Below are 19,756 nucleotides of genomic sequence, written 5' to 3'. Positions count from 1 at the left end.
TACTAATCATTATTGTTCGCAGCAAAGCTTCCTAGACTCGGGCTCCTACTCGTCAATGCCCAGGAAGAAATTATGCGTACCCCCTTGTCGCTTTCGCTTGCCCTGCTCTTGCTCACACCGTTGGCTCAGGCCAAGGAATACCCGATCGGGGAACCCCAGTTGTGTCCGGGGCTGGAAGTCGGGGCGGTGTATTTGCAGCCGATCGAGATGGCGCCTGCCGGCATGATGCGCGCCACCGCGGATTCCGATGTGCATCTGGAAGCCGACATTCGCGCCACGGCGGACAATCGACAGGGCTTTCAGGAAGGCAGTTTCGTGCCTTACCTCAATGTCTCGTTCAACCTGAAAAAACAGGGCAACGAGAACGAACTCAAAGGCGATTTCCACGCCATGGTCGCCAATGACGGTCCGCACTATGGCGACAATGTAAAACTGCTCGGCCCAGGCAAATATCAGCTGACCTTCACCGTCCTGCCACCCGGCGGTCATGGGTCCCTTGGCCGCCATACCGATAAGGAAACCGGCGTAGCCCCATGGTTTGAACGCTGCGAATTGCACTATGAGTTCATCTACGCCGGCATTGGTAAAAAAGGCGGTTATTGAATGAAGCGCCTGCACATAGCCTGGCTGATGCTGGCCGGAGCAGTGGTGCCATTGACGGTTCATGCCGAGTTACCCAGCTACGAGCTGAGCCTGAGCGATGGCCACTTCTCCCCCGCCCTGTTGGAGGTTCCAGCCGGACAGCGCTTCAAAATCGTCCTCAAAAATATCGGCCAAGGGCCAGCCGAGTTCGAGAGCACGCCACTGCGGGTTGAAAAAGTACTGTCGCCGGGTGTGACGACCTTCGTGGTCATTCACCCCCTCAGGCCCGGTCACTACCCCTTCTTCGACGAGTTCAATCCGCAACTGCCCGAGGGCGGCATCCTCGCGAAATAACCCGTTCAAACACGGAGTTTTCATGAATCAATCAATGTTCATTGTCTGGCGCGAAAGCGTCGAGGCGCTGCTGGTGATCGGCATTCTCCAGGCCTGGCTCAGTCAGCAGAGTCAGGGCGTTCGTCTGGCCAAGTATTTGTGGGCGGGTGTGGTGCTGGGTTTGATGCTTTCGGGCCTGCTGGCGGTGTTGATTCTGTTTGCCGGTGAGGCCATGAGCGGCTCAGCCAGTGAATGGTTCCAGGCCGCGCTCGCGCTGGTGGCCAGCCTGCTCATTGTGCAAATGGTCGGCTGGATGCACCGCCACGGACGCACGCTCAAGCACGACTTACAACGACACGCCGATAGCCACCTGGCCCGGCAAGGTGGCGCAGGTCTGTTACTGCTGGCCATGCTCGCCGTCAGCCGTGAAGGCAGTGAAACAGTGGTGTTTCTCTATGGCGCCGGTGCTCAGTTGCGAGGTCCGCAGCTCGGTTTGTTTGCCATCGGTGGCGCAATGGGACTGGTACTGTCGGCGTTGACCATTGCCCTGCTGCACAGCAGTCGCCGGTTCATTTCGTGGCAACGATTCTTTGCCATCAGCGAAGCTGTTTTGCTGGTACTCGGCGCGGCATTGCTGGTCAGCGGCACCGAGCGAATCGGCGGCCAATTACTCGCCATGGATTTACCGGAGGTGATGTACAGCCTCGTAGGTGATGCGCTTTGGGACAGCAGTGCCTTGCTCAGTGACAGCCATGGGTTGGGTGGTTTTCTAGCCGGTTTCGCCGGTTATCGAGCAACACCTAGCGGCATGACGTTACTGGTGCTGGCAGGTTATTGGCTGGCCGTCGGCGGTTGGCTGCGTCAACGTACTGCGGAAAAAGCCCCATGCCTGAGCTGAGTCGCCACAATCGATGGTTGCAACGCCTGGGCGACGGCATGCGTCGTCACGCGCCCGTCATTCGTGCCGTGCAGTGGGCCGTTGTACTGTTCTACGCGTTGCTGTTGGTGATCCCGGCGGTGTTGCCGCTGCCGGACAGCCAGGCACGGCTACTCGACAACCTGACCCTGTTCGCGCAGTTTTTGTTCTGGGGCATTTGGTGGCCGTTCGTGCTGCTGTCGATTGTGCTATTCGGCCGACTCTGGTGTGGCGTTTTGTGCCCGGAAGGCTCACTCAGCGAATGGGCCAGCCATTACGGCAAAGGTTTGGGTGTACCGCGCTGGTTGCGCTGGGGCGGCTGGCCAACCCTGGCGTTCTGCCTGACGACCCTCTACGGCCAATTGATCAGCGTCTATGACTACGCTCAAGCGGCGCTGTTGATTCTGGGCGGGTCGACGGTCGCGGCAGTCGTCGTCGGGTTGCTGTTCGCCCGGGGCAAGCGGGTCTGGTGCCGTTACCTGTGCCCGGTCAGCGGCGTCTTCGCCCTGCTCGCCCGTCTGGCGCCCGTGCATTTTCAGGTAGACGAACAACGCTGGATGGAAAACTCCGCACCACGCCTGCCGCCGCCCAACTGCGCCCCCTTGCTCGATATTCGTCGCATGCAAGGCGCAAGTGACTGTCATGCCTGCGGACGCTGCAGCGGCCAACGCGGTGCCGTTCAACTGATCGCCCGCTCCGGCAATCAGGAGATTCTTCACGCAACGGCGCAAACGCTTTCACCGTGGGACGCGCGTCTATTGCTGTTCGGTGTGATCGGCTTGGCGATGGGCGCCTTTCAGTGGACAGTCAGCCCATGGTTCGTCGTCCTCAAACAAACCCTCGCCGAATGGCTGGTCGAGCACGACCAACTCTGGGCGCTGCAAGACAACGCGCCCTGGTGGCTGCTCACCCATTACCCACAGCTCAACGACAGCTTCAGCTGGCTCGACGGTTTCAGCATCGTCGCTTACTTGAGTTTGAGTTCGATGGTGTTGGGCACGGCGTTGATGATCCTTCTGCGCCTGACGGCGCGACTGGCGCAACTGGCGCAAGATCCTGCACTGTATTGGCCCCTGGCGCTGACACTGACGCCCTTGGGTGGTGCGGGATTGTTTCTTGGGCTGTCGGCCACGACGGTGAAATTGCTGCGCTACGAAGGTCTGCTGCTGGAATGGGTACAACCGGCCAGGGCCTGCCTGTTACTGGCCGCGATGGGCTGGAGCTTGTTGCTGGGATGGAAACGGCTTAACCGCGAAGGCCTGTCCCAGGCTCGTCGCTGCGCTGGCAGCACTTGCCTGTTACTCGCCATCGGCTTGGTAGGGTTCGGCTGGTGGTTGCAGTTCTGGGGCTGGTCCTGAGCGCCCTCATCCACAACCACCAGCCCGAATTACCTAGACCTTAAAACGCGCCACCGTCTGGTGCAGCGCCCCGGCCATCTGCGCCAAATCGTGACCCGCCGTGTGAGTATGCTGGGCCCCCAGCAAGACCTGCTCGGACAAGTTGCGAATCCCCATCAGATTACGATCCACCTCCCGCGCCACCAATACCTGCTCTTCCGTAGCACTGGCAATCATCATGTTGCGCTCGTTGATCTGTGAGATTGACCGGGTGATTTCATCCAGTGCATCCCCCGACCGTTTCGCCACTTCAAGGGTGGCCCGAACCAGGTTGCTGCTGCTTTGCATGGCAGTCACCGCATGGCCGGTATCGAGGCGAATGTTGCCGATCATCTGCTCGATCTCCTGGGTGGACTCTTGAGTGCGATGCGCCAGGGCGCGCACTTCATCGGCGACCACGGCAAAACCCCGTCCGGCATCACCGGCACGGGCCGCTTCAATGGCGGCGTTGAGGGCCAGCAAATTGGTCTGCTCGGCGATGCTGCGAATCACGTCCAGCACCTTGCTGATGTCCTGCACCCGGCCCGCCAGTTGCTCGATGCGCTGTGAGGTGTCGGTGACGCCATCGGCCAGTGGGCCGATTGAAACCACGGTTTCCTGAACCTGCTCACGCCCGCGTTGCGCGGTTTGCTCGGACTGCCGCGAGGCCTCGGAGGTGCTTACCGCATTGCGCGCCACTTCATCGACCGCCGCGGTCATCTGGTTCACTGCGGTGGCCGCCTGCTCGATCTCCAGCCCCTGCAATTGCAGGTTACTGCTGGTTTGGCTGCTGACCGCACTCAGTTCTTCGGAGGAGCTGGCCACCTGGTCCACCGATGTCGCGATGTGCCTGACCATGGCATTCAGACTTTACTGCATCTGATGCATGTTCATCATCACGCTGCCGCCAACACTTGAGTTCACGGGCACCTGAATCGTCAAATCACCTTGAGCGATTTGACTCAAAAACTGTGCGGCATCATCCGGCTCGCCGCCCAATGGACGGGTCACACTGCGCGTGACGATCACCGCAGCAGCAATAACCAGCGCCACACAGAACAAAAACAACCCGAGCATATTGCGTCGGGCATCGCTGTACAGTTCCTGCGCAGACTGTTCCCGGTCGGCGAATATTTTGCCTTGCAGCGCCATCAACTGATCCAGGCTGCCATAAACCTCGCGCTCGGCCGGCACGACCTTTTGTTTCAGCTGTGCCATGGCGTCATCGAAGGCACCTTGCCGGATCAACACCTGCACTTGAGTGAACGCCGCCACGTAGGCTTCGCGATGCTTCTTCAGCGCGGCATAAGCGGTTTTGCCCTCGGGCAAATAGAACAACGGCTCGAGCGTTTCGAGTGCCTGAGTGATCCGTTTCTTGGTGGTGTCGATCGATTGCTGCACTTGCTGATTGTCTTTATCGATCAGCAAATCCCGGGTGTTCCTGGCGTTATCACGCACGCCGGTGGCGATGACCATGATCGGATCGATCTTCGGCCAGTCCTGCTTGACGATGACCACTGCCTGATCCTTGAGCGTTGCCAGATCGTGCAACGCGTAAAACGCCATGCCCATCAATGCCAGCGGCGCGATGGCAAAGCCGATGACGATACGTTGTGCTGTCGTTAATTTGGCCATATCAAATGCTCCCCGTTTGATACCTGCCGATTGGCAGCGCATTTGAAAACCTAATGGTGGATCTCACCGCTAAACGTTAAACCTCAGCCTCTGTTACCCCCGTAACACGAAGGCTGGAAACAACTCGCGCATGGCCTCCCACAGCTCTGGTAGCAAGGCTTGTGCCGAAACACTCGGCAGCAGCGGATCGAACATCCGCTCGGTGCGAACCAACTGCACGGCGAAGCGTTTGACGCCGAGTTCGCTCAAGCGCTTGGCGAGGATCAGCAGACGCGCCGGCTCGAACAGATGCCAATGCACCGTGGTGCGACATTCGTAGTCGACACCGCTGGCCAGCAGATGCTCAAGGCTGCGCCAGTTGGCCGTTCCGCTGCCCTCGACCCGGGTGATCGCCTGGCAATCCTCGGGCAACGCCTTGACATCGAAACCAACCCAATCGGCCCCGGCCAGTGCCTTGGCGAACGCTGCGGGCTTGATGCCGGCGCTGTGCAAACCAATGCGAAATCCCATCGCCCGCACTTCATCCATGGCGCCGAGCAAACCGTCCTGCAAGGTCGGCTCGCCGCCACTGAACACCACCGCATCGAGCAGGTCCTGACGCCGTTGCAGAAACGCCAACACCCGCCGCCAATCCACTTCGTCTGTGCCACGAGGCGGGATCAACTGCGGGTTATGGCAGTAACGACAACGCCAGGCGCAACCCTGGCAAAACAACACGCAGGCGAGCTGTCCCGGATAGTCGATAGTGGTCAGGGGCACCATGCCCCCGACCCGAAGCGCTCGACTCATTGGCGCCCGGCCAGCGCCGCGCTTTCAGTGAAGTGCACCCGCTCGCGGTGCTCCGACTGTTTACCCGGGTTGAACGCCGACACAGGGCGGTGATAGCCCATCACCCGGGTCCAGACTTCGCAGCGTTGACGTTGAGCCTGGGGCAATGTTTGCGATGCAGTCATGGTGAAGCTCCTTGCAGTTGAGTGGATCGAAATCAATGAACGGTGCCGAGCTTCTGTTCTTGCAGTAGCAGGACCTCGTCGCATTTCGGGCAGAACTCATGTTCGCCATCGAGGTAGCCGTGCACCGGGCAGATGGAGAATGTCGGGGTCACTGTCAGGTATGGCAGGCGGAAACGCCCCAGGGCTTTGCGCACCAGTTGCTTGCAGGCCTGGGTCGAGGAAATCCGCTCGGCCATGTACAAATGCAAGACGGTGCCGCCGGTGTATTTGCATTGCAGCTCGTCTTGAAGTTCCAGGGCCTCGAAGGGGTCTTCGGTGTAGCCCACGGGCAGTTGCGAGGAGTTGGTGTAATACGGCGCTTGCACGCTGCCAGCCTGGAGAATGTCGGGGTAGCGCTTGAGGTCTTCCTTGGCGAAGCGGTAGGTCGTGCCCTCGGCCGGCGTCGCTTCCAGGTTGTACATGTGACCGGTTTCTTCCTGGAAACGCAGTAACGTGGCACGCACATGATCGAGCATCTTCAGGGCAAACTGCCTGCCGTGCTCGGTGTGCATGCCCTCCTCGTCGCCGGTGAAATTGCGCAGCATTTCATGCAGGCCGTTGAGGCCTATGGTGGAAAAATGGTTGCGCAAGGTGCCCAGGTAACGCTTGGTGTACGGGTACAAACCGGCATCCATGTGGTGCTGAATCACCTTGCGCTTGACCTCCAGGCTTTCCATCGCCAGTTCCATCAGCGTGTCCAGACGCTGCAGTAAACCGCTGGTATCACCCTTGAACACATAGCCGAGCCGCGCGCAGTTGATGGTCACGACGCCGAGCGATCCAGTCTGCTCCGCCGAGCCGAACAAGCCGCCACCGCGCTTGAGCAACTCGCGGACATCCAGCTGCAAACGGCAGCACATCGAGCGCACCTGATTGGGTTGCAGGTCCGAATTGAGGAAGTTCTGGAAATACGGCAGGCCGTAACGCGCAGTCATCTCGAACAGGCGGTCGGCGTTTTCACTGTCCCATGGAAAGTCGTGGGTGATGTTGTAGGTCGGGATCGGAAAGGTGAACACCCGCCCTTTCGCATCACCTGCCTGCATCACTTCAATGTAGGCGCGGTTGAGCAGGTCCATTTCGACTTGCAGATCGCCGTAGGCAAACGGCATTTCCTCACCGCCGATGATGGGTATTTGCTCGCGTAAATCCTGCGGGCACACCCAATCGAATGTCAGGTTGGTAAACGGGGTCTGGGTGCCCCAGCGCGAGGGTACGTTGAGGTTGTAGATAAACTCCTGGATCGCCTGGCGTACCTCGTGAAAACTCAGCTGGTCCTTGCGCACATAGGGCGCCAGATAGGTATCGAACGAGCTGAACGCCTGGGCGCCGGCCCATTCGTTTTGCAGGGTGCCCAGGAAATTCACCATCTGCCCCAAGGCACTGCTCAAATGCTTTGGCGGTCCGGCTTCGACACGCCCCGGCACACCGTTGAGACCCTCGTGCAACAACGTGCGCAGCGACCAGCCTGCGCAGTAACCGGCCAGCATGTCGAGGTCGTGAACATGCAGATCCGCCTCGCGGTGTGCGTGGCCGATAGCCTCGCTGTACACCTCGTCCAGCCAGTAGTTGGCGGTCACCTTACCCGACACGTTCAGCACCAACCCACCCAGGGAATACCCCTGATTGGCATTGGCCTGGACCCGCCAGTCTTCGCGGTCCAGGTATTCGTTCATCGAGGTCGCCACTTCAACCAGCGTCCGGCGGTCACGACGCAACCGCCCGTGCTGTTCGCGATAGACGATATAGGCGCGCATGGCGAAGAAAAAACCGGCGTCCATCAACACCCTTTCAACACGATCCTGGATCTGCTCGACATGCAGCCTTGACTGCCCCTCCAATCGGGCGAGTACGGCGTCGAGCAGGCTTTGGACTTCAACCTCGGAGTATTCCCCCGTTGCCTTGCCGGCGGCGATCAACGCCTGACGGATCTTGTCGGCATCGAAGGCAACCAGACTGCCGTCGCGCTTGTGCAAGCGGTTACATCCTGTTGAGATCAGCGAGCTATGCATTCGGCCTCCAGGCACTACATATAGATGTTTATAAGCAGCAAAACACAACATGCAGTGGAGACTACGGGCAATGCGTGGTTCTGCAATTGATCACCGTCAAGATTTTACGGCGAAAAAATCAGGCAGGAAAAAATGTGGGAGCGAGCCTGCTCGCGATGACTGCAGCACATTCAACATTGAAGTCGACTGTTCTACCGCTATCGCGAGCAGGCTCGCTCCCACATGGACTTGCACAGTTTTGGAGAGCGGCTCAACCGCCGCTCATGTTCATGAACCGCACTATCTGCACCGCCCCCTCGGGACTGAAATCATGGCGCAATGGCTTGCCGCGCAGAGCCTTCTGCACCGCGTCGATCAGCGGCTGATCATCCAGTGGATAGCGCCGCAACAAACCGCGCAAATCCAGCGCGTCCTCCTGGCCCAGGCAGAGCAACAGCTTCCCTTCAACGGTCATCCGCACTCGGTTGCAGCTGCCACAGAAGTTATGGCTGTTGGGTGAAATGAAACCAATCCGGGTGTCAGGATGGCGCTCCAGGCGCACATAGCGCGCCGGCCCGCCACTGTTTTCCGTGCTGTCGAGCAACCGATGCCGACTGGCAATCAGCGTCCGCACTTCATCGCTGGAGCAAAACGATTCGCCCCTTGAACGACCGACGTCGCCCAAGGGCATTTCTTCGATGAAACTGATATCGATGTGTTGATCGATGGCGTACTGCACCAGCGCCGGGACTTCATCAAAGTTGCGTCCCTTCATCACCACGCAGTTGAGTTTGATTCGCTCGAACCCCGCGCCTCGCGCCGCTTCAATGCCGCCCAACACCTGATCGAGGTCGCCGTTGCGAGTGATCGCACGAAACTTCTGCTCGTCCAGGCTATCGAGGCTGATGTTCATCCGCTTGACCCCCGCCTCCACCAACGGCCGGGCCAAACGGCCCAGTTGCGAGCCGTTGCTGGTCATCACCAGTTCACGCAAACCGGGCAGCGCGGCGATGTTGCGGCACAAGTCGACAATGCCGGGCCGGATCAGCGGCTCGCCACCGGTCAGGCGGATTTTGCGTACGCCCAAGCCGACGAACAGCGTCGCCAGGCGCTGTAACTCCTCCAGCGTGAGGACCTGCTGACGCGGCAGGAAGGTCATGTTTTTCGCCATGCAGTACACACAGCGAAAATCACAGCGGTCCGTCACCGACATCCGCAGATAATCGATCTGCCGTCCAAAGCCATCTGTCATTACAGCGTTCATCACATCTCCCGGTTTGCCTCGATGCTTACTGCACCAGCGGTGAATCGGCGCCCTGCAAGTGGATACCGCGAATATCCGCCGCGCCAATCAGGGTTTGCAGGTACTGCACCAGGGCTTTTTGCCAGACACCCTGCTGCAACTGCGTGCGAATCGCCGTTGACACCACTTCATAAGGCAACGCCATGCCTTCGATCCGCTGATCGACGCTGACCACATGCCAACCGTAACGACTTTCCAGCGGTTTGCTGGCCAGCCCCGGCGCCAGCGTGAACAGTTGACGCTCCAGTTCAGGCACGGTCTGGCCTTTGCTGATCTGCCCCAGAGAACCACCTTGGGCCTTCGACGGGCAGGCCGAATATTTCACGGCCAGCTCGGCGAAACTGCCGGGGAACTCATCCAGTCGCTGCAGGAGCATTTCGGCCTGAACATGCGCCAAAGCACGAGCCTCGACGTCGTCTGGCGCACACTCAAGCAGGATATGTCGCACCGCCAGCAACGGTGCGCTGTGAAAGCGCCCGCGATTGTTTTCGTAGTAGCGAAGGCTGGTTTCCTCGTCGCATTGCGGCACTTGCACTTCACGTTCGAGCAACAAGCGAGTGGCCGCTTCTTCTTCGTTCTCACCGGCGCCGATCTCCAGCGACACGCCAAGTTCGGCAATGCGCTGCTGCAACAACTCGCGAATAACCAGAGCCCTGGCGGCCAGGTAGACTGCCTCCTCGCGGCTTTCGGCCGGGTGATATTGCAGCTCCTGGGCCATCGCTTCCTGGGTGATCGTCACCTCGTTGACGCTGATGATCGGCCACTCCTGTTCGCTGCTGGCAATCAACTGCAGCGGCGCGTCATCGGTCGTCGCGGGCTCAATCGCCAGTGCTTCAAACTGCACCGCCGCGGCCGGAGCGATGTCGAGGACATCCACAGCTGTTTTTGACGAACCACAGCCACCGCTGCCCCCGTTACCGCCGCCACATCCACATCCACTTGACATGATTGTCTCCTCAGAACTTCTGACGAACGATTTGATAACGACGCCCCAGATACCAGACCGGTGCACTGATCACGTGTACGAGACGGGTGAAGGGAAACAGTACGAACAGCGTCAAACCGAGAAACACGTGCAACTTGTAGGTCAGCCCGACAGGGGCGATGGACGCCGCCGCTTCCACCGGCCGCAACAGCACGGTGTTCTGCGCCCAATCGGCGAGCATCACCATCACCGAACCATCCATGTGCGCCGTGGACGCGACGATGGTCAGCAGCCCCAGCAGCAACTGCGCCAGCAGCACCAGCAGAATCAGGATGTCCGAAGTACTGGAGGTGGCACGTACCCGAGGGTCGGTCAGGCGCCGTTTAATCAGCATCAGCAGGCCGATCAGGCACAACAGGCCGAAGAAGCCGCCGGAGACCATCGCCAGCAATTGCTTGTTCTGAGTGCTGATCACGTGGTGGTAAACCGACGCAGGGGTCAGTAGTCCGACGAAGTGCCCGGCCAGCACGAACAACACACCAATGTGAAAGAAATTGCTCGCCACGCGCATGCCGCGCTGGTTGAGCATCTGGCTGGAGCCAGCCTTCCAGGTGTACTGCGACAGATCGAAACGTGCCCAACTGCCAATCAGGCAAATCGCCAGGGCCACATAGGGATAAATCCCGAACAACAACAGATCCCACTTAGACATTGCCCACCTCCTGGACTGGCGCGGCGGCCGGCCCTTCATGCTGAAAATCCACCCAGTGCAACGGCACCGCGCTTTCTTCCCGGGCCTTGCCCGGTGCGCTTGGCAATCCGCTGCAACGGTCCTGCTGTTCGGCCTGGAGAAAGTCCACGGCCTCTTCTTCCCAGATCTTGTCGAGGGCTTCGAGGGAATCGTCACGTGGTTCGGCCGCGACCTGCGCACGCAGGTCGGCCACCGCTTGATGAGGCTCGGCGCCTGCAATTTGCAGCAATGCCCGGAAGCAACTGGCATAGGCGCTTTCACGCTCCTCCAGGCGTGCCGCGAGCAAGGCCAGCAAGTGCGAAACATCGGCCAGGCCCTCGCGGGCCTCGATGTCTTCGCGGGTGGACAGAAACTCCAGGTACAGCGGGATGTAATCGGGCAGCTCTTTGACGCCGATGGCAAAACCGGCTTCTTCGTATTGCGCCATCATGTCGACCATGGCCTGGCCACGGTCGCGGGATTCGCCGTGCACGTGTTCGAACAACAGCAGCGACAGCGAGCGCCCCCGGCCGAACAGCGCGCCGTAGTGCTCCTGCCCGTCCATCAGGTCATTGGCGCAGATCAGCTCCAGCAACTCGAACAATGCGCCGCGTTGCTTGGGGCTGATTTCCCGTGACTGGATGATTGCTTGCTCCAGTTCGTCGCGACCGATAATCAACGTTTGGGTCGGGTAATCGAGCAGCAGCGAAATCACTTTAAGAATTTGCATGCTCATTCCTCCCACAACTGCACGGTTTTGAGGACGTCGCGGCGATTGGCCTTTTTGGCGCCGAACATGTTCGTGTCGGAACTGCCACTGCAGCCACTGCCGAAACTGAAGCCGCAACCGGAGCGCTCGGCAAAGGCGTCGCTCATGGCGTCTTCACGGTGGGCGCTCGGTACCACAAAGCGGTCCTCGTAGTTGGCGATTGCCAGGTAGCGATACATCTCCTCGACCTGGTCCACACTCAAGCCGACATCCTTCAGTACTTGCAGGTCCTGAACACCGTCGACTTGCTCGGAACGTTTGTAGGCGCGCATCGCCAGCAAGCGTTTGAGCGCACGTTTGACCGGTTTTTCATCGCCCGCCGTCAGCAGGTTGGCCAGGTACTTGAGTGGAATACGCAGGCTGTCGACGTCCGGGATCACGCCGTTCATGCCGACGGTGCCGGCCGTGGCCGCGTTTTGAATCGGCGACAGTGGCGGTACGTACCAGACCATCGGCAAGGTGCGGTATTCCGGGTGCAGCGGCAGTGCCAGTTTCCAGTCCACCGCCATTTTGTAGACCGGCGAACGCTGGGCAGAATCGATGACCGACTGCGGCACACCATCTTCCAGGGCCTGACGAATCACGGCCGGGTCATTGGGATCGAGGAAGATCTCCAGTTGTTTCTCGTACAGATCCTGCTCATTGGCGGTGCTGGCCACCTCGCTGATGCGATCGGCGTCATACAGCAGTACACCGAGGTAACGGATTCGACCGACGCAGGTTTCGGCGCAAACGGTCGGCATCCCGGCTTCGATACGCGGGTAGCAGAAGATGCACTTCTCGGACTTGCCGCTCTTCCAGTTGAAATAGATCTTCTTGTACGGGCACCCGCTGATGCACATGCGCCAGCCACGGCACTTCTCCTGGTCAATCAGGACGATGCCGTCTTCCTCACGTTTGTAGATCGCCCCGCTCGGGCACGACGCCGCGCACGTCGGGTTGAGGCAGTGCTCGCACAAGCGCGGCAGATACATCATGAAGGTGTTTTCGTACTCGCCGTAAATGTCCGCCTGGATCTTGTCGAAATTCTTGTCCTTGCGACGTTTGGCGAATTCGGTGCCGAGGATTTCCTCCCAGTTCGGACCCCACTCGATTTTTTCCATGCGCTTGCCGGAGATCAGCGAACGCGGGCGCGCAGTGGGCTGATGCTCGCCCAGCGGTGCGGTGTGCAAGTGTTGATAATCGAAGTCGAACGGTTCGTAGTAATCGTCGAGGCTCGGCAGATCCGGGTTGGCGAAAATGTTCGCCAACACGCGGAATTTACCGCCGATTCGCGGGTTTATCGTGCCGTTGGCGTTGCGGATCCAGCCGCCCTTCCACTTGTCCTGGTTTTCCCATTCTTTCGGGTAGCCGATGCCGGGTTTCGATTCGACGTTGTTGAACCAGGCGTATTCCATGCCTTCGCGGCTGGTCCAGACGTTTTTGCAGGTGATCGAGCAGGTGTGGCACCCGATGCATTTGTCCAGGTTCAGCACCATGCCGATTTGTGAGCGAATCTTCATCTCAGTTCTCCTCGATATCGGTCGGCAAAGGACGCGGCAAGTCATCGCCGGACGAACCATCGAGCCAGTCGACTTTGGACATTTTGCGCACCACGACAAACTCATCGCGGTTGCAACCGACGGTGCCGTAATAGTTGAAACCGTAAGCCTGCTGGGCGTAGCCACCGATCATGTGGGTTGGCTTGAGCACGACACGGGTCACCGAGTTGTGGTGGCCGCCACGGGTCTTGGTGGTTTCCGAACCTGGCACGTTCACGATCCGTTCCTGGGCGTGGTACATCATCACCATGCCGTCCTTGACCCGTTGACTGACCACCGCCCGCGCCGTCAGCGCACCGTTGACGTTGAAGCACTCGATCCAGTCGTTGTCTTCAATGCCGGCGCGTTTCGCATCGTTCTCCGAGAGCCAGACAATCGGGCCGCCACGGCTCAGGGTCAGCATCAGCAGGTTGTCGCTGTAGGTGCTGTGAATGCCCCATTTCTGGTGCGGGGTGATCCAGTTCAGGACGATTTCGATTTCGCCGTTGCTGCGCTTGCCTTTCACCCCTGCAATGGTGCGGGTGTTGACGGGCGGGCGATAACTCATCAGCTGCTCGCCAAAGGCCTGCATCCACGGGTGATCCTGATAGAACTGCTGGCGACCGGTGATGGTGCGCCATGGGATGGCTTCGTGAACGTTGGTGTAACCGGCGTTGTAGCTGACGTGATCGTCCTCAAGTCCCGACCAGGTCGGGCTGGAAATAATCTTGCGCGGCTGTGCCTGGATGTCGCGGAAACGAATCGCCTCGTGGGCCTTCGACAGCGCCAGGTGGCTGTGGTCGATGCCGGTGAATTCCGACAGCGCGGCCCAGGCCTTTACAGCGACCTGCCCGTTGGTTTCCGGTGCCAGGGACAGAATCACTTCAGCGGCATCAATTGCCGTGTCGATTTTCGGCCGACCATGACTGATCCCGGCGTCCCGTTCGTGATGGTTCAGCTCGCCGAGGAATTTCACCTCGTCTTCGGTGTTCCAGTTGATGCCCTTGCCGCCATTGCCATGTTTTTCCAGCAGCGGCCCAAGGGAGGAGAACTGTTTATAGATGTTCGGGTAATCACGCTCGACCACGTGCAGATTCGGTGCGTTTTTACCGGGCACCGGCGCCACGCCTTCGCTTTTCCAGTCGGTGCCGCCAAACGGCTGGGCCAGTTCGCCGACGCTGTCGTGCATCAGCGGAATGGTCACCAGATCCTTTTCAACCCCCAAGTGCCCTTCGGACATGCTGGAGAATGCCTTGGCGATGCCTTTGTAGATCTCCCAGTCGGAACGCGATTCCCACGCCGGATCGATGGCGGCAGACAAGGGGTGAATGAACGGGTGCATGTCCGAGGTGTTCATGTCGTCTTTTTCGTACCAGGTCGCGGTCGGCAAGACGATGTCGGAATAGACGCAGGTCGAGGACATACGGAAGTCCAGCGTGGTGACCAGATCGAGCTTGCCAATGGCGCCCTCGTCTACCCATTCGGCTTCTTCGGGTTTGCAATCGCCGACCTGGCCAATGTCTTCGTTCATCACGCCGTTCTTGGTACCGAGCAGGTACTTGAGCATGTACTCGTGGCCCTTGCCCGAGGAGCCCAGCAAGTTTGAACGCCAGATAAACATGTTGCGCGGGAAGTTCACCGGGCTGTCCGGTTGCTCACAGGCAAAGCGCAGCGAGCCGTCCTGCAGCGACTTGACCACGTAATCTTTGGGCTCCAGGCCGGCCGCCGCCGCATCGCGGCAGATATGCAGCGGGTTGGTGTTGAGTTGCGGAGCGCTGGGCAACCAGCCGGCGCGTTCGGCGCGGATGTTGTAGTCCAGGGCGTGCTCGGGGAATTGCGATTTATCGGCCAGCGGCGAGAGCACGTCGTGCATGCTCATTTTCTCGTGACGCCATTGCGAGCTGTGGGCGTAGAAGAAGCTCGTACCGTTCATTTGACGCGGCGGACGGTTCCAGTCCAGGCCGAACGCCAGTGGCAGCCAGCCACATTGCGGACGGAGTTTTTCCTGGCCGACGTAGTGCGCCCAACCACCACCGGTCTGACCGACACACCCGCAGAGCATGAGCATGTTGATCAGGCCACGGTAATTCATGTCCATGTGGTACCAGTGGTTCATCGCCGCACCGACGATGATCATCGAGCGCCCCTTGGTCTTGTCGGCGTTATCGGCGAACTCACGGGCAATCTGGATGGCTTTCTCGCGGCTGACGCCGGTGATCTGCTCCTGCCAGGCCGGGGTGCCGGGCACCGAGGCGTCGTTGTAGTCCTTGGCGACGTTGGCGCCACCCAATCCACGGTCAATCGCCAGGTTGGCGGCCGACAGGTCGAACACGGTGGCGACTTTGGCCACGCTGCCGTCCGCCAGCACAAGGCTATGCACCGGCACACGACGGTATTGCACGGCGTCGCCCGCCACGTGCTGGAAGTGCTCGTGGGACTCGCCGGCAAAATACGGGAATGCCACTTCAGCAACGTCATCGCCGATCAGGCTCAACTTCAGATCAATTTCACGACCGTCGCCACCTTCACGAGGCAGGATGTTCCACTTGCCCTTCTCGCCCCAGCGGTAACCGATGGAACCTTGAGGGGACACCAGTTCGCCGCTGACATCCAGGGCGATGGTTTTCCATTCCGGGTTGTTTTCCTGGCCGAGGTTGTCGGTCAGGTCGCTGGCGCGCAAGAAGCGATCCGGCTGGTAACCGGCGCCCGGCGCCTTGTCGACCATTTGCTTGAGCAGCACCAGCACCGGTAAATCAGTGAAGCGCTTGGCGTAGTCAGTGAAATAAGCGCTCGGTTTGTCCAGGTGGAATTCTTTGAAGATTACATGGTTGAACGCCTGCGCCAGCGCTGCGTCAGTGCCTTGCTTAGGGTTCAGCCACAGGTCGGTGAGCTTGGCGACTTCCGAATAATCCGGGGTGATCGCAACGGTCTTGGTGCCCTTGTAGCGGACTTCGGTGAAGAAGTGCGCGTCCGGGGTGCGGGTCTGCGGGACGTTCGAGCCCCAGGCAATGATGTAGTTGGAGTTATACCAGTCGGCCGATTCCGGCACGTCGGTCTGCTCGCCCCAGACCATCGGCGAGGCCGGTGGCAAGTCGCAGTACCAGTCATAGAAACTCAGGCAGGCTCCACCGATCAGCGACAGGTAACGCGCACCGGCCGCGTAGCTGACCATCGACATGGCCGGAATCGGCGAGAAGCCGACGATCCGGTCCGGGCCGTACTGCTTGATGGTGTAGACGTTGGCCGCCGCGATGATCTCGTTGACTTCCTCCCAGTTGGAGCGAATGAAGCCGCCCATGCCGCGTTTGCTTTTATAGGAGTCGGCCTTGGCTTTGTTCTCGACGATGCTGGCCCAGGCTTCCACCGGTGCCATGGTCTGGCGCGCATCACGCCAGAGCTTGAGCAACGGCTTGCGGATTTTCGGGTACTTGAGCCGGTTGGCACTGTAGATGTACCAGCTGTAACTGGCGCCACGCGGGCAGCCCCGGGGTTCATGGTTGGGCAGATCGTTACGGGTACGCGGGTAGTCGGTCTGCTGGGTTTCCCAGGTGATCAGGCCGTTCTTGACGTAGATTTTCCAGGAGCACGAGCCGGTGCAGTTCACCCCGTGGGTGGAGCGCACAATCTTGTCGTACTGCCACCGCGAACGGTAGACGTTCTCCCAGTCGCGAGATTCTTTGCGGGTCTCTCCGTGACCGTCGGAAAATTCGTTTTGCTTGCGATTGAAAAACCGCAATTGATCCAGTAAATGACTCACGTTGTAGTCCTCTCAGGCTTGCTGCGGGGTTCTGCGCCCCGCCCACGCAATGTTGGATTCGGGTCGTCTCAGCAGGGTGTCGCGGCGCCTTTGCGCGCGTACCACCACCACGTCACGACGATGCAGCTCAGGTAAAAGCCGACAAACATGTAGAAGGCCATCTCCGGGCCGCCGGTCAGGGCCATCGAAGAGCCGAAGGATTTGGGAATGAAGAACGCACCGAAGGCGCCCATGGCCGAACTGAAGCCGAGGACGGCGGCGGACTCTTTACCGGCATTTTTCAGGGCCTGTTCGCGCACCGCCGGAGGTTTTCCGGCAGAGGCTTTTTCATGTTGGGTGCGGAAGATCACCGGGATCATCCGGAAGGTGGAGCCGTTACCGATGCCCGTGGTAATAAACAGCAGCATGAACATGCCCAGATAGCCGTAGAAATTGCCGGGCTCACCGTTCTGCGGCAGAAAGTGCATCACGCCGAAGACCATCACGATCATCGCCACGAAGTTCCACAAGGTCACCTTGGCACCGCCGAGCTTGTCGGCCAGCCAGCCGCCCAATGGACGCACCAATGCACCCACCAATGGACCGAGGAAGGCGAATTTCAAGGCGATGACGTCAGGGAAGGAGGTTTTGATCAGCAGCGGAAACGCGGCGGAGAAACCGATAAATGAACCGAAGGTCGCCAGGTACAACCAGCACATCAGCCAGTTGTGTTTGCGCTTGAAGATCACCGCCTGTTCGCTGAAAGACGCGCGGGCACTGGACAGGTCATTCATGCCGAACCAGGCCAGCACGGTCACCAGGACAATAAACGGCACCCAGATGAAACCGGCGTTCTGCAACCACAACTGCCCACCGTCCGGCAGGACTTGCGGGTTACCGCCCATGAAGCCGAACACGCCGAAGGTGATCACCAGCGGCACGCAGAACTGCATGACCGAGACGCCGAGGTTGCCCAAACCTGCGTTGAGGCCAAGGGCTGTTCCTTGCTGGGATTTTGGATAGAAGAAGCTGATGTTGGACATGCTTGAGGCAAAGTTGCCGCCGCCAAAACCGCAGAGCAACGCAATCAACACGAACACGCTGTACGAAGTGCTCGGGTCTTGCACCGCGAAGCCCATCCAGATCGATGGCAACAGCAGCGACGCGGTGCTCAGGGCCGTCCAGCGACGGCCACCGAAGATCGGCACCATGAAGGAATAAAAGACGCGCAAGGTTGCCCCGGACAGCCCCGGCAACGCCGCCAGCCAGAACAGTTGGTCGGTGGTGAAGGTGAAGCCGATGGCATTCAAGCGCACGATCACCGTGCTCCAGACCATCCACACCGCAAAGGCCAGCAGTAAGGCAGGAATGGAAATCCACAGGTTGCGGGTGGCGGTCTGTTTACCGCTACTTCCCCAAAATGCAGGATCCTCGGGGCGCCAGTCATGAATGACCGGGCCCTTGTCAGGCTTTTGCAGAACGGACATGTGCTTCTCCTTTGGCAATGCTGGAAATCGGGGACGGGGCAAGCAGCGGTGCTTTACCCAGCACCGGGCTTTTGCGTATTTCGCTGAAGTACATCCAGGCGAGGGAGACCCAGACCACGCCGTACATCAACATGAAGCAGGAAGAGCGCACGCCGGTGAGGTCCACCAGGGCGCCGAACAGGATCGGCAGCACGAAGCCGCCCAGGCCACCCGCGAGGCCGACGATGCCGGACACGGCGCCCATGTTTTGCGGGTAGTCATTGGCGATGTATTTGAAGACCGAGGCCTTGCCGAACGCGAAGGCGATGCCCATGACGAACAGCAGCACGGTGAACAGCACAGGATTGAGGCCGATGTGGAAATCCACCGGGCCGTTGATCGTCTGCACTTGCAGTTGGGTCTGGGGATACGAGAGCAGGAACAGGCAAATCCAGCTGATCCACAGCACCCACCAGGTCACGCTTTGTGCGCCCCAGCGATCAGACATCCAGCCGCCTACGGCACGCAGCACGCCACCGGGCAGGGAAAAACAGGCGGCCAGCAACGCCGCGCTTTGCAGGCTGAAACCGTATTCCTGCACGTAGTACTTGGTCATCCACAACGCGAGGGCCACATAGCCGCCGAAGACGATCGAGTAATACTGGCAGTAGCGCCACACCGCAGGGTCTTTCAGCGAGCGCAACTGCTCACGCAAACTGGCGCCCGAGGCATTGCGGTGATCCTTGTTGTCGGTAGTCAGGAACCAGAACAACAGCGCGGTAATGAAGAGAATCGCGCTGAACACTTTCGGCACCAGTTGCCAGCTGCCGGCGGCGATCAATGCCGGTGCGAGAAACTTGGTCACCGCCGACCCCGCGTTGCCGGCACCGAAGATACCCATGGCGAAGCCCTGGTTCTCCTTGTCGAACCACTTGGCGACGTAGGCAATCCCGACCGAGAACGAACCACCGGCCAGGCCGACGAACAATCCCAGCACCAGAAACTGCCAATAGGCCGTGGCGTGGCTGATCAGGTACAGCGGCGCTACGCAGGACAGCATCAGCACGAAGAACACGCTGCGCCCGCCAAAGCGGTCGGTCAGCAAGCCCAGTGGCAGTCGCGACAGCGAGCCGGTCAACACCGGCGTGGCGGCCAACAGACCAAATTGAGTTTCGTTGAGCTGGAGCAGTTCCTTGATCGGAACCCCGAGCACGGCAAACATCATCCAGACCATGAAACAGACCGTGAAGGCCAGCGTGCTCATGCCCAGCACCAAGCCTTGTCGTACACGCGGTTGGGTCACAATGCTCTCCAGTCAATTAGCCATGGCGGCAGACTAGAGAGGGCAACCCCGCAAAAACTTGATCCACATCAACGTAGCCCAAAGGGACCCAGGCCTATGCTTGTGCTGCCTACCTCCAAGGAGGTAGTGCAGAAAAAGCCTAAAACCCTTTGTTTATCAGTGTTTTGGCTGTTTCGCCCCAG

At 59.6% G+C, this 19,756-nt stretch carries 17 protein-coding genes; 4 read left to right on the top strand and 13 right to left on the bottom strand.

Translation table 11 applies throughout. The features are described from left to right. Positions 1 to 72: 72 nt before the first annotated feature. From J2Y56_RS01770 to J2Y56_RS01755, 4 genes are read left to right on the top strand one after another with little or no spacing between them, the layout of a single operon-like run. Positions 73 to 603 carry an iron transporter gene (locus J2Y56_RS01770; protein ID WP_046027246.1) on the top strand — a complete coding sequence of 177 codons (531 nt, stop codon included), beginning with the start codon at positions 73 to 75 and terminating at the stop codon, positions 601 to 603. Next, positions 604 to 936: a cupredoxin domain-containing protein gene (locus J2Y56_RS01765; protein ID WP_150636922.1), complete on the top strand. Its 333-nt coding sequence runs from the start codon at positions 604 to 606 to the stop codon at positions 934 to 936. A gap of 22 nt (positions 937 to 958) precedes the next feature. Next, complete coding sequence (locus J2Y56_RS01760) at positions 959 to 1,813, top strand: FTR1 family protein (RefSeq protein ID WP_046027244.1); 855 nt, start codon at positions 959 to 961, stop codon at positions 1,811 to 1,813. Then, on the top strand, positions 1,801 to 3,189 hold the full coding sequence (locus tag J2Y56_RS01755; protein WP_310348235.1) for a 4Fe-4S binding protein: 1,389 nt from the start codon (positions 1,801 to 1,803) through the stop codon (positions 3,187 to 3,189). Before J2Y56_RS01760 ends, J2Y56_RS01755 begins: the two co-directional genes overlap by 13 nt. Positions 3,190 to 3,222: 33 nt before the next feature. Here J2Y56_RS01755 and J2Y56_RS28395 read toward each other — a convergent pair whose 3' ends face one another. The 13 genes from J2Y56_RS28395 to J2Y56_RS01695 all read right to left on the bottom strand — a co-directional run bounded on the left by J2Y56_RS28395 (position 3,223) and on the right by J2Y56_RS01695 (position 19,574). Continuing rightward, on the bottom strand, positions 3,223 to 3,927 hold the full coding sequence (locus J2Y56_RS28395) for a methyl-accepting chemotaxis protein (RefSeq protein WP_405046837.1): 705 nt from the start codon (positions 3,925 to 3,927) through the stop codon (positions 3,223 to 3,225). A gap of 150 nt (positions 3,928 to 4,077) precedes the next feature. Continuing rightward, a complete protein-coding gene (locus J2Y56_RS28390; protein WP_405046832.1) occupies positions 4,078 to 4,842 on the bottom strand; it encodes an MCP four helix bundle domain-containing protein in 765 nt (254 codons plus the stop codon). 93 nt (positions 4,843 to 4,935) lie between these two features. Beyond that, positions 4,936 to 5,631 (bottom strand): anaerobic ribonucleoside-triphosphate reductase activating protein, encoded by a 696-nt coding sequence (locus J2Y56_RS01745; RefSeq protein WP_310348234.1) that lies wholly within the window; start codon positions 5,629 to 5,631, stop codon positions 4,936 to 4,938. Beyond that, positions 5,628 to 5,795 carry an anaerobic ribonucleoside-triphosphate reductase gene (gene nrdD, locus J2Y56_RS01740; RefSeq protein WP_017338867.1) on the bottom strand — a complete coding sequence of 56 codons (168 nt, stop codon included), beginning with the start codon at positions 5,793 to 5,795 and terminating at the stop codon, positions 5,628 to 5,630. The genes J2Y56_RS01745 and nrdD overlap by 4 nt, the downstream gene beginning before the upstream one ends. 32 nt (positions 5,796 to 5,827) lie before the next feature. After that, positions 5,828 to 7,843 (bottom strand): ribonucleoside triphosphate reductase, encoded by a 2,016-nt coding sequence (locus tag J2Y56_RS01735; protein ID WP_310348230.1) that lies wholly within the window; start codon positions 7,841 to 7,843, stop codon positions 5,828 to 5,830. Between the two features lie 250 nt (positions 7,844 to 8,093). Beyond that, positions 8,094 to 9,086: a GTP 3',8-cyclase MoaA gene (moaA, locus tag J2Y56_RS01730; protein WP_405046831.1), complete on the bottom strand. Its 993-nt coding sequence runs from the start codon at positions 9,084 to 9,086 to the stop codon at positions 8,094 to 8,096. Between the two features lie 25 nt (positions 9,087 to 9,111). Then, positions 9,112 to 10,071 (bottom strand): peptidylprolyl isomerase, encoded by a 960-nt coding sequence (locus J2Y56_RS01725; RefSeq protein WP_310348229.1) that lies wholly within the window; start codon positions 10,069 to 10,071, stop codon positions 9,112 to 9,114. 10 nt (positions 10,072 to 10,081) lie between these two features. After that, on the bottom strand, positions 10,082 to 10,762 hold the full coding sequence (gene narI / locus J2Y56_RS01720) for a respiratory nitrate reductase subunit gamma (RefSeq protein WP_310348227.1): 681 nt from the start codon (positions 10,760 to 10,762) through the stop codon (positions 10,082 to 10,084). Next, positions 10,755 to 11,510, bottom strand: a complete 756-nt coding sequence (narJ, locus tag J2Y56_RS01715) for a nitrate reductase molybdenum cofactor assembly chaperone (protein ID WP_310348226.1) — start codon at positions 11,508 to 11,510, stop codon at positions 10,755 to 10,757. The genes narI and narJ overlap by 8 nt, the downstream gene beginning before the upstream one ends. A 2-nt stretch (positions 11,511 to 11,512) precedes the next feature. Then, positions 11,513 to 13,051 carry a nitrate reductase subunit beta gene (gene narH / locus J2Y56_RS01710; RefSeq protein ID WP_310348225.1) on the bottom strand — a complete coding sequence of 513 codons (1,539 nt, stop codon included), beginning with the start codon at positions 13,049 to 13,051 and terminating at the stop codon, positions 11,513 to 11,515. 1 nt (position 13,052) lies between these two features. Then, positions 13,053 to 16,826: a nitrate reductase subunit alpha gene (locus J2Y56_RS01705; RefSeq protein WP_310348223.1), complete on the bottom strand. Its 3,774-nt coding sequence runs from the start codon at positions 16,824 to 16,826 to the stop codon at positions 13,053 to 13,055. A gap of 68 nt (positions 16,827 to 16,894) precedes the next feature. After that, on the bottom strand, positions 16,895 to 18,292 hold the full coding sequence (locus tag J2Y56_RS01700; protein WP_310348221.1) for a NarK family nitrate/nitrite MFS transporter: 1,398 nt from the start codon (positions 18,290 to 18,292) through the stop codon (positions 16,895 to 16,897). Further along, the gene (locus tag J2Y56_RS01695; RefSeq protein WP_310348219.1) at positions 18,270 to 19,574 is read right to left on the bottom strand and encodes a nitrate/nitrite transporter; all 1,305 of its coding nucleotides are present in this window, start codon (positions 19,572 to 19,574) and stop codon (positions 18,270 to 18,272) included. The genes J2Y56_RS01700 and J2Y56_RS01695 overlap by 23 nt, the downstream gene beginning before the upstream one ends. Positions 19,575 to 19,756: the final 182 nt, after the last annotated feature.

This window comes from Pseudomonas sp. BE134, from assembly GCF_031456105.1.
Taxonomy (GTDB): Bacteria; Pseudomonadota; Gammaproteobacteria; order Pseudomonadales; family Pseudomonadaceae; genus Aquipseudomonas.
This window is presented reverse-complemented; position numbering and strand designations above follow the sequence as displayed.

What these genes read in the sequence shown, in the direction of transcription:
- J2Y56_RS01770 (WP_046027246.1), top strand. Translation starts at nt 73, where the DNA reads ATGCGTACCCCCTTGTCGCTTTCGCTTGCCCTGCTCTTGCTCACACCG.
- J2Y56_RS01765 (WP_150636922.1), top strand. Translation starts at nt 604, where the DNA reads ATGAAGCGCCTGCACATAGCCTGGCTGATGCTGGCCGGAGCAGTGGTG.
- J2Y56_RS01760 (WP_046027244.1), top strand. Translation starts at nt 959, where the DNA reads ATGAATCAATCAATGTTCATTGTCTGGCGCGAAAGCGTCGAGGCGCTG.
- J2Y56_RS01755 (WP_310348235.1), top strand. Translation starts at nt 1,801, where the DNA reads ATGCCTGAGCTGAGTCGCCACAATCGATGGTTGCAACGCCTGGGCGAC.
- J2Y56_RS28395 (WP_405046837.1), bottom strand. Translation starts at nt 3,927, where the DNA reads ATGACCGCGGCGGTCGATGAAGTGGCGCGCAATGCGGTAAGCACCTCC.
- J2Y56_RS28390 (WP_405046832.1), bottom strand. Translation starts at nt 4,842, where the DNA reads ATGGCCAAATTAACGACAGCACAACGTATCGTCATCGGCTTTGCCATC.
- J2Y56_RS01745 (WP_310348234.1), bottom strand. Translation starts at nt 5,631, where the DNA reads ATGAGTCGAGCGCTTCGGGTCGGGGGCATGGTGCCCCTGACCACTATC.
- nrdD (WP_017338867.1), bottom strand. Translation starts at nt 5,795, where the DNA reads ATGACTGCATCGCAAACATTGCCCCAGGCTCAACGTCAACGCTGCGAA.
- J2Y56_RS01735 (WP_310348230.1), bottom strand. Translation starts at nt 7,843, where the DNA reads ATGCATAGCTCGCTGATCTCAACAGGATGTAACCGCTTGCACAAGCGC.
- moaA (WP_405046831.1), bottom strand. Translation starts at nt 9,086, where the DNA reads ATGAACGCTGTAATGACAGATGGCTTTGGACGGCAGATCGATTATCTG.
- J2Y56_RS01725 (WP_310348229.1), bottom strand. Translation starts at nt 10,071, where the DNA reads ATGTCAAGTGGATGTGGATGTGGCGGCGGTAACGGGGGCAGCGGTGGC.
- narI (WP_310348227.1), bottom strand. Translation starts at nt 10,762, where the DNA reads ATGTCTAAGTGGGATCTGTTGTTGTTCGGGATTTATCCCTATGTGGCC.
- narJ (WP_310348226.1), bottom strand. Translation starts at nt 11,510, where the DNA reads ATGCAAATTCTTAAAGTGATTTCGCTGCTGCTCGATTACCCGACCCAA.
- narH (WP_310348225.1), bottom strand. Translation starts at nt 13,051, where the DNA reads ATGAAGATTCGCTCACAAATCGGCATGGTGCTGAACCTGGACAAATGC.
- J2Y56_RS01700 (WP_310348221.1), bottom strand. Translation starts at nt 18,292, where the DNA reads ATGTCCGTTCTGCAAAAGCCTGACAAGGGCCCGGTCATTCATGACTGG.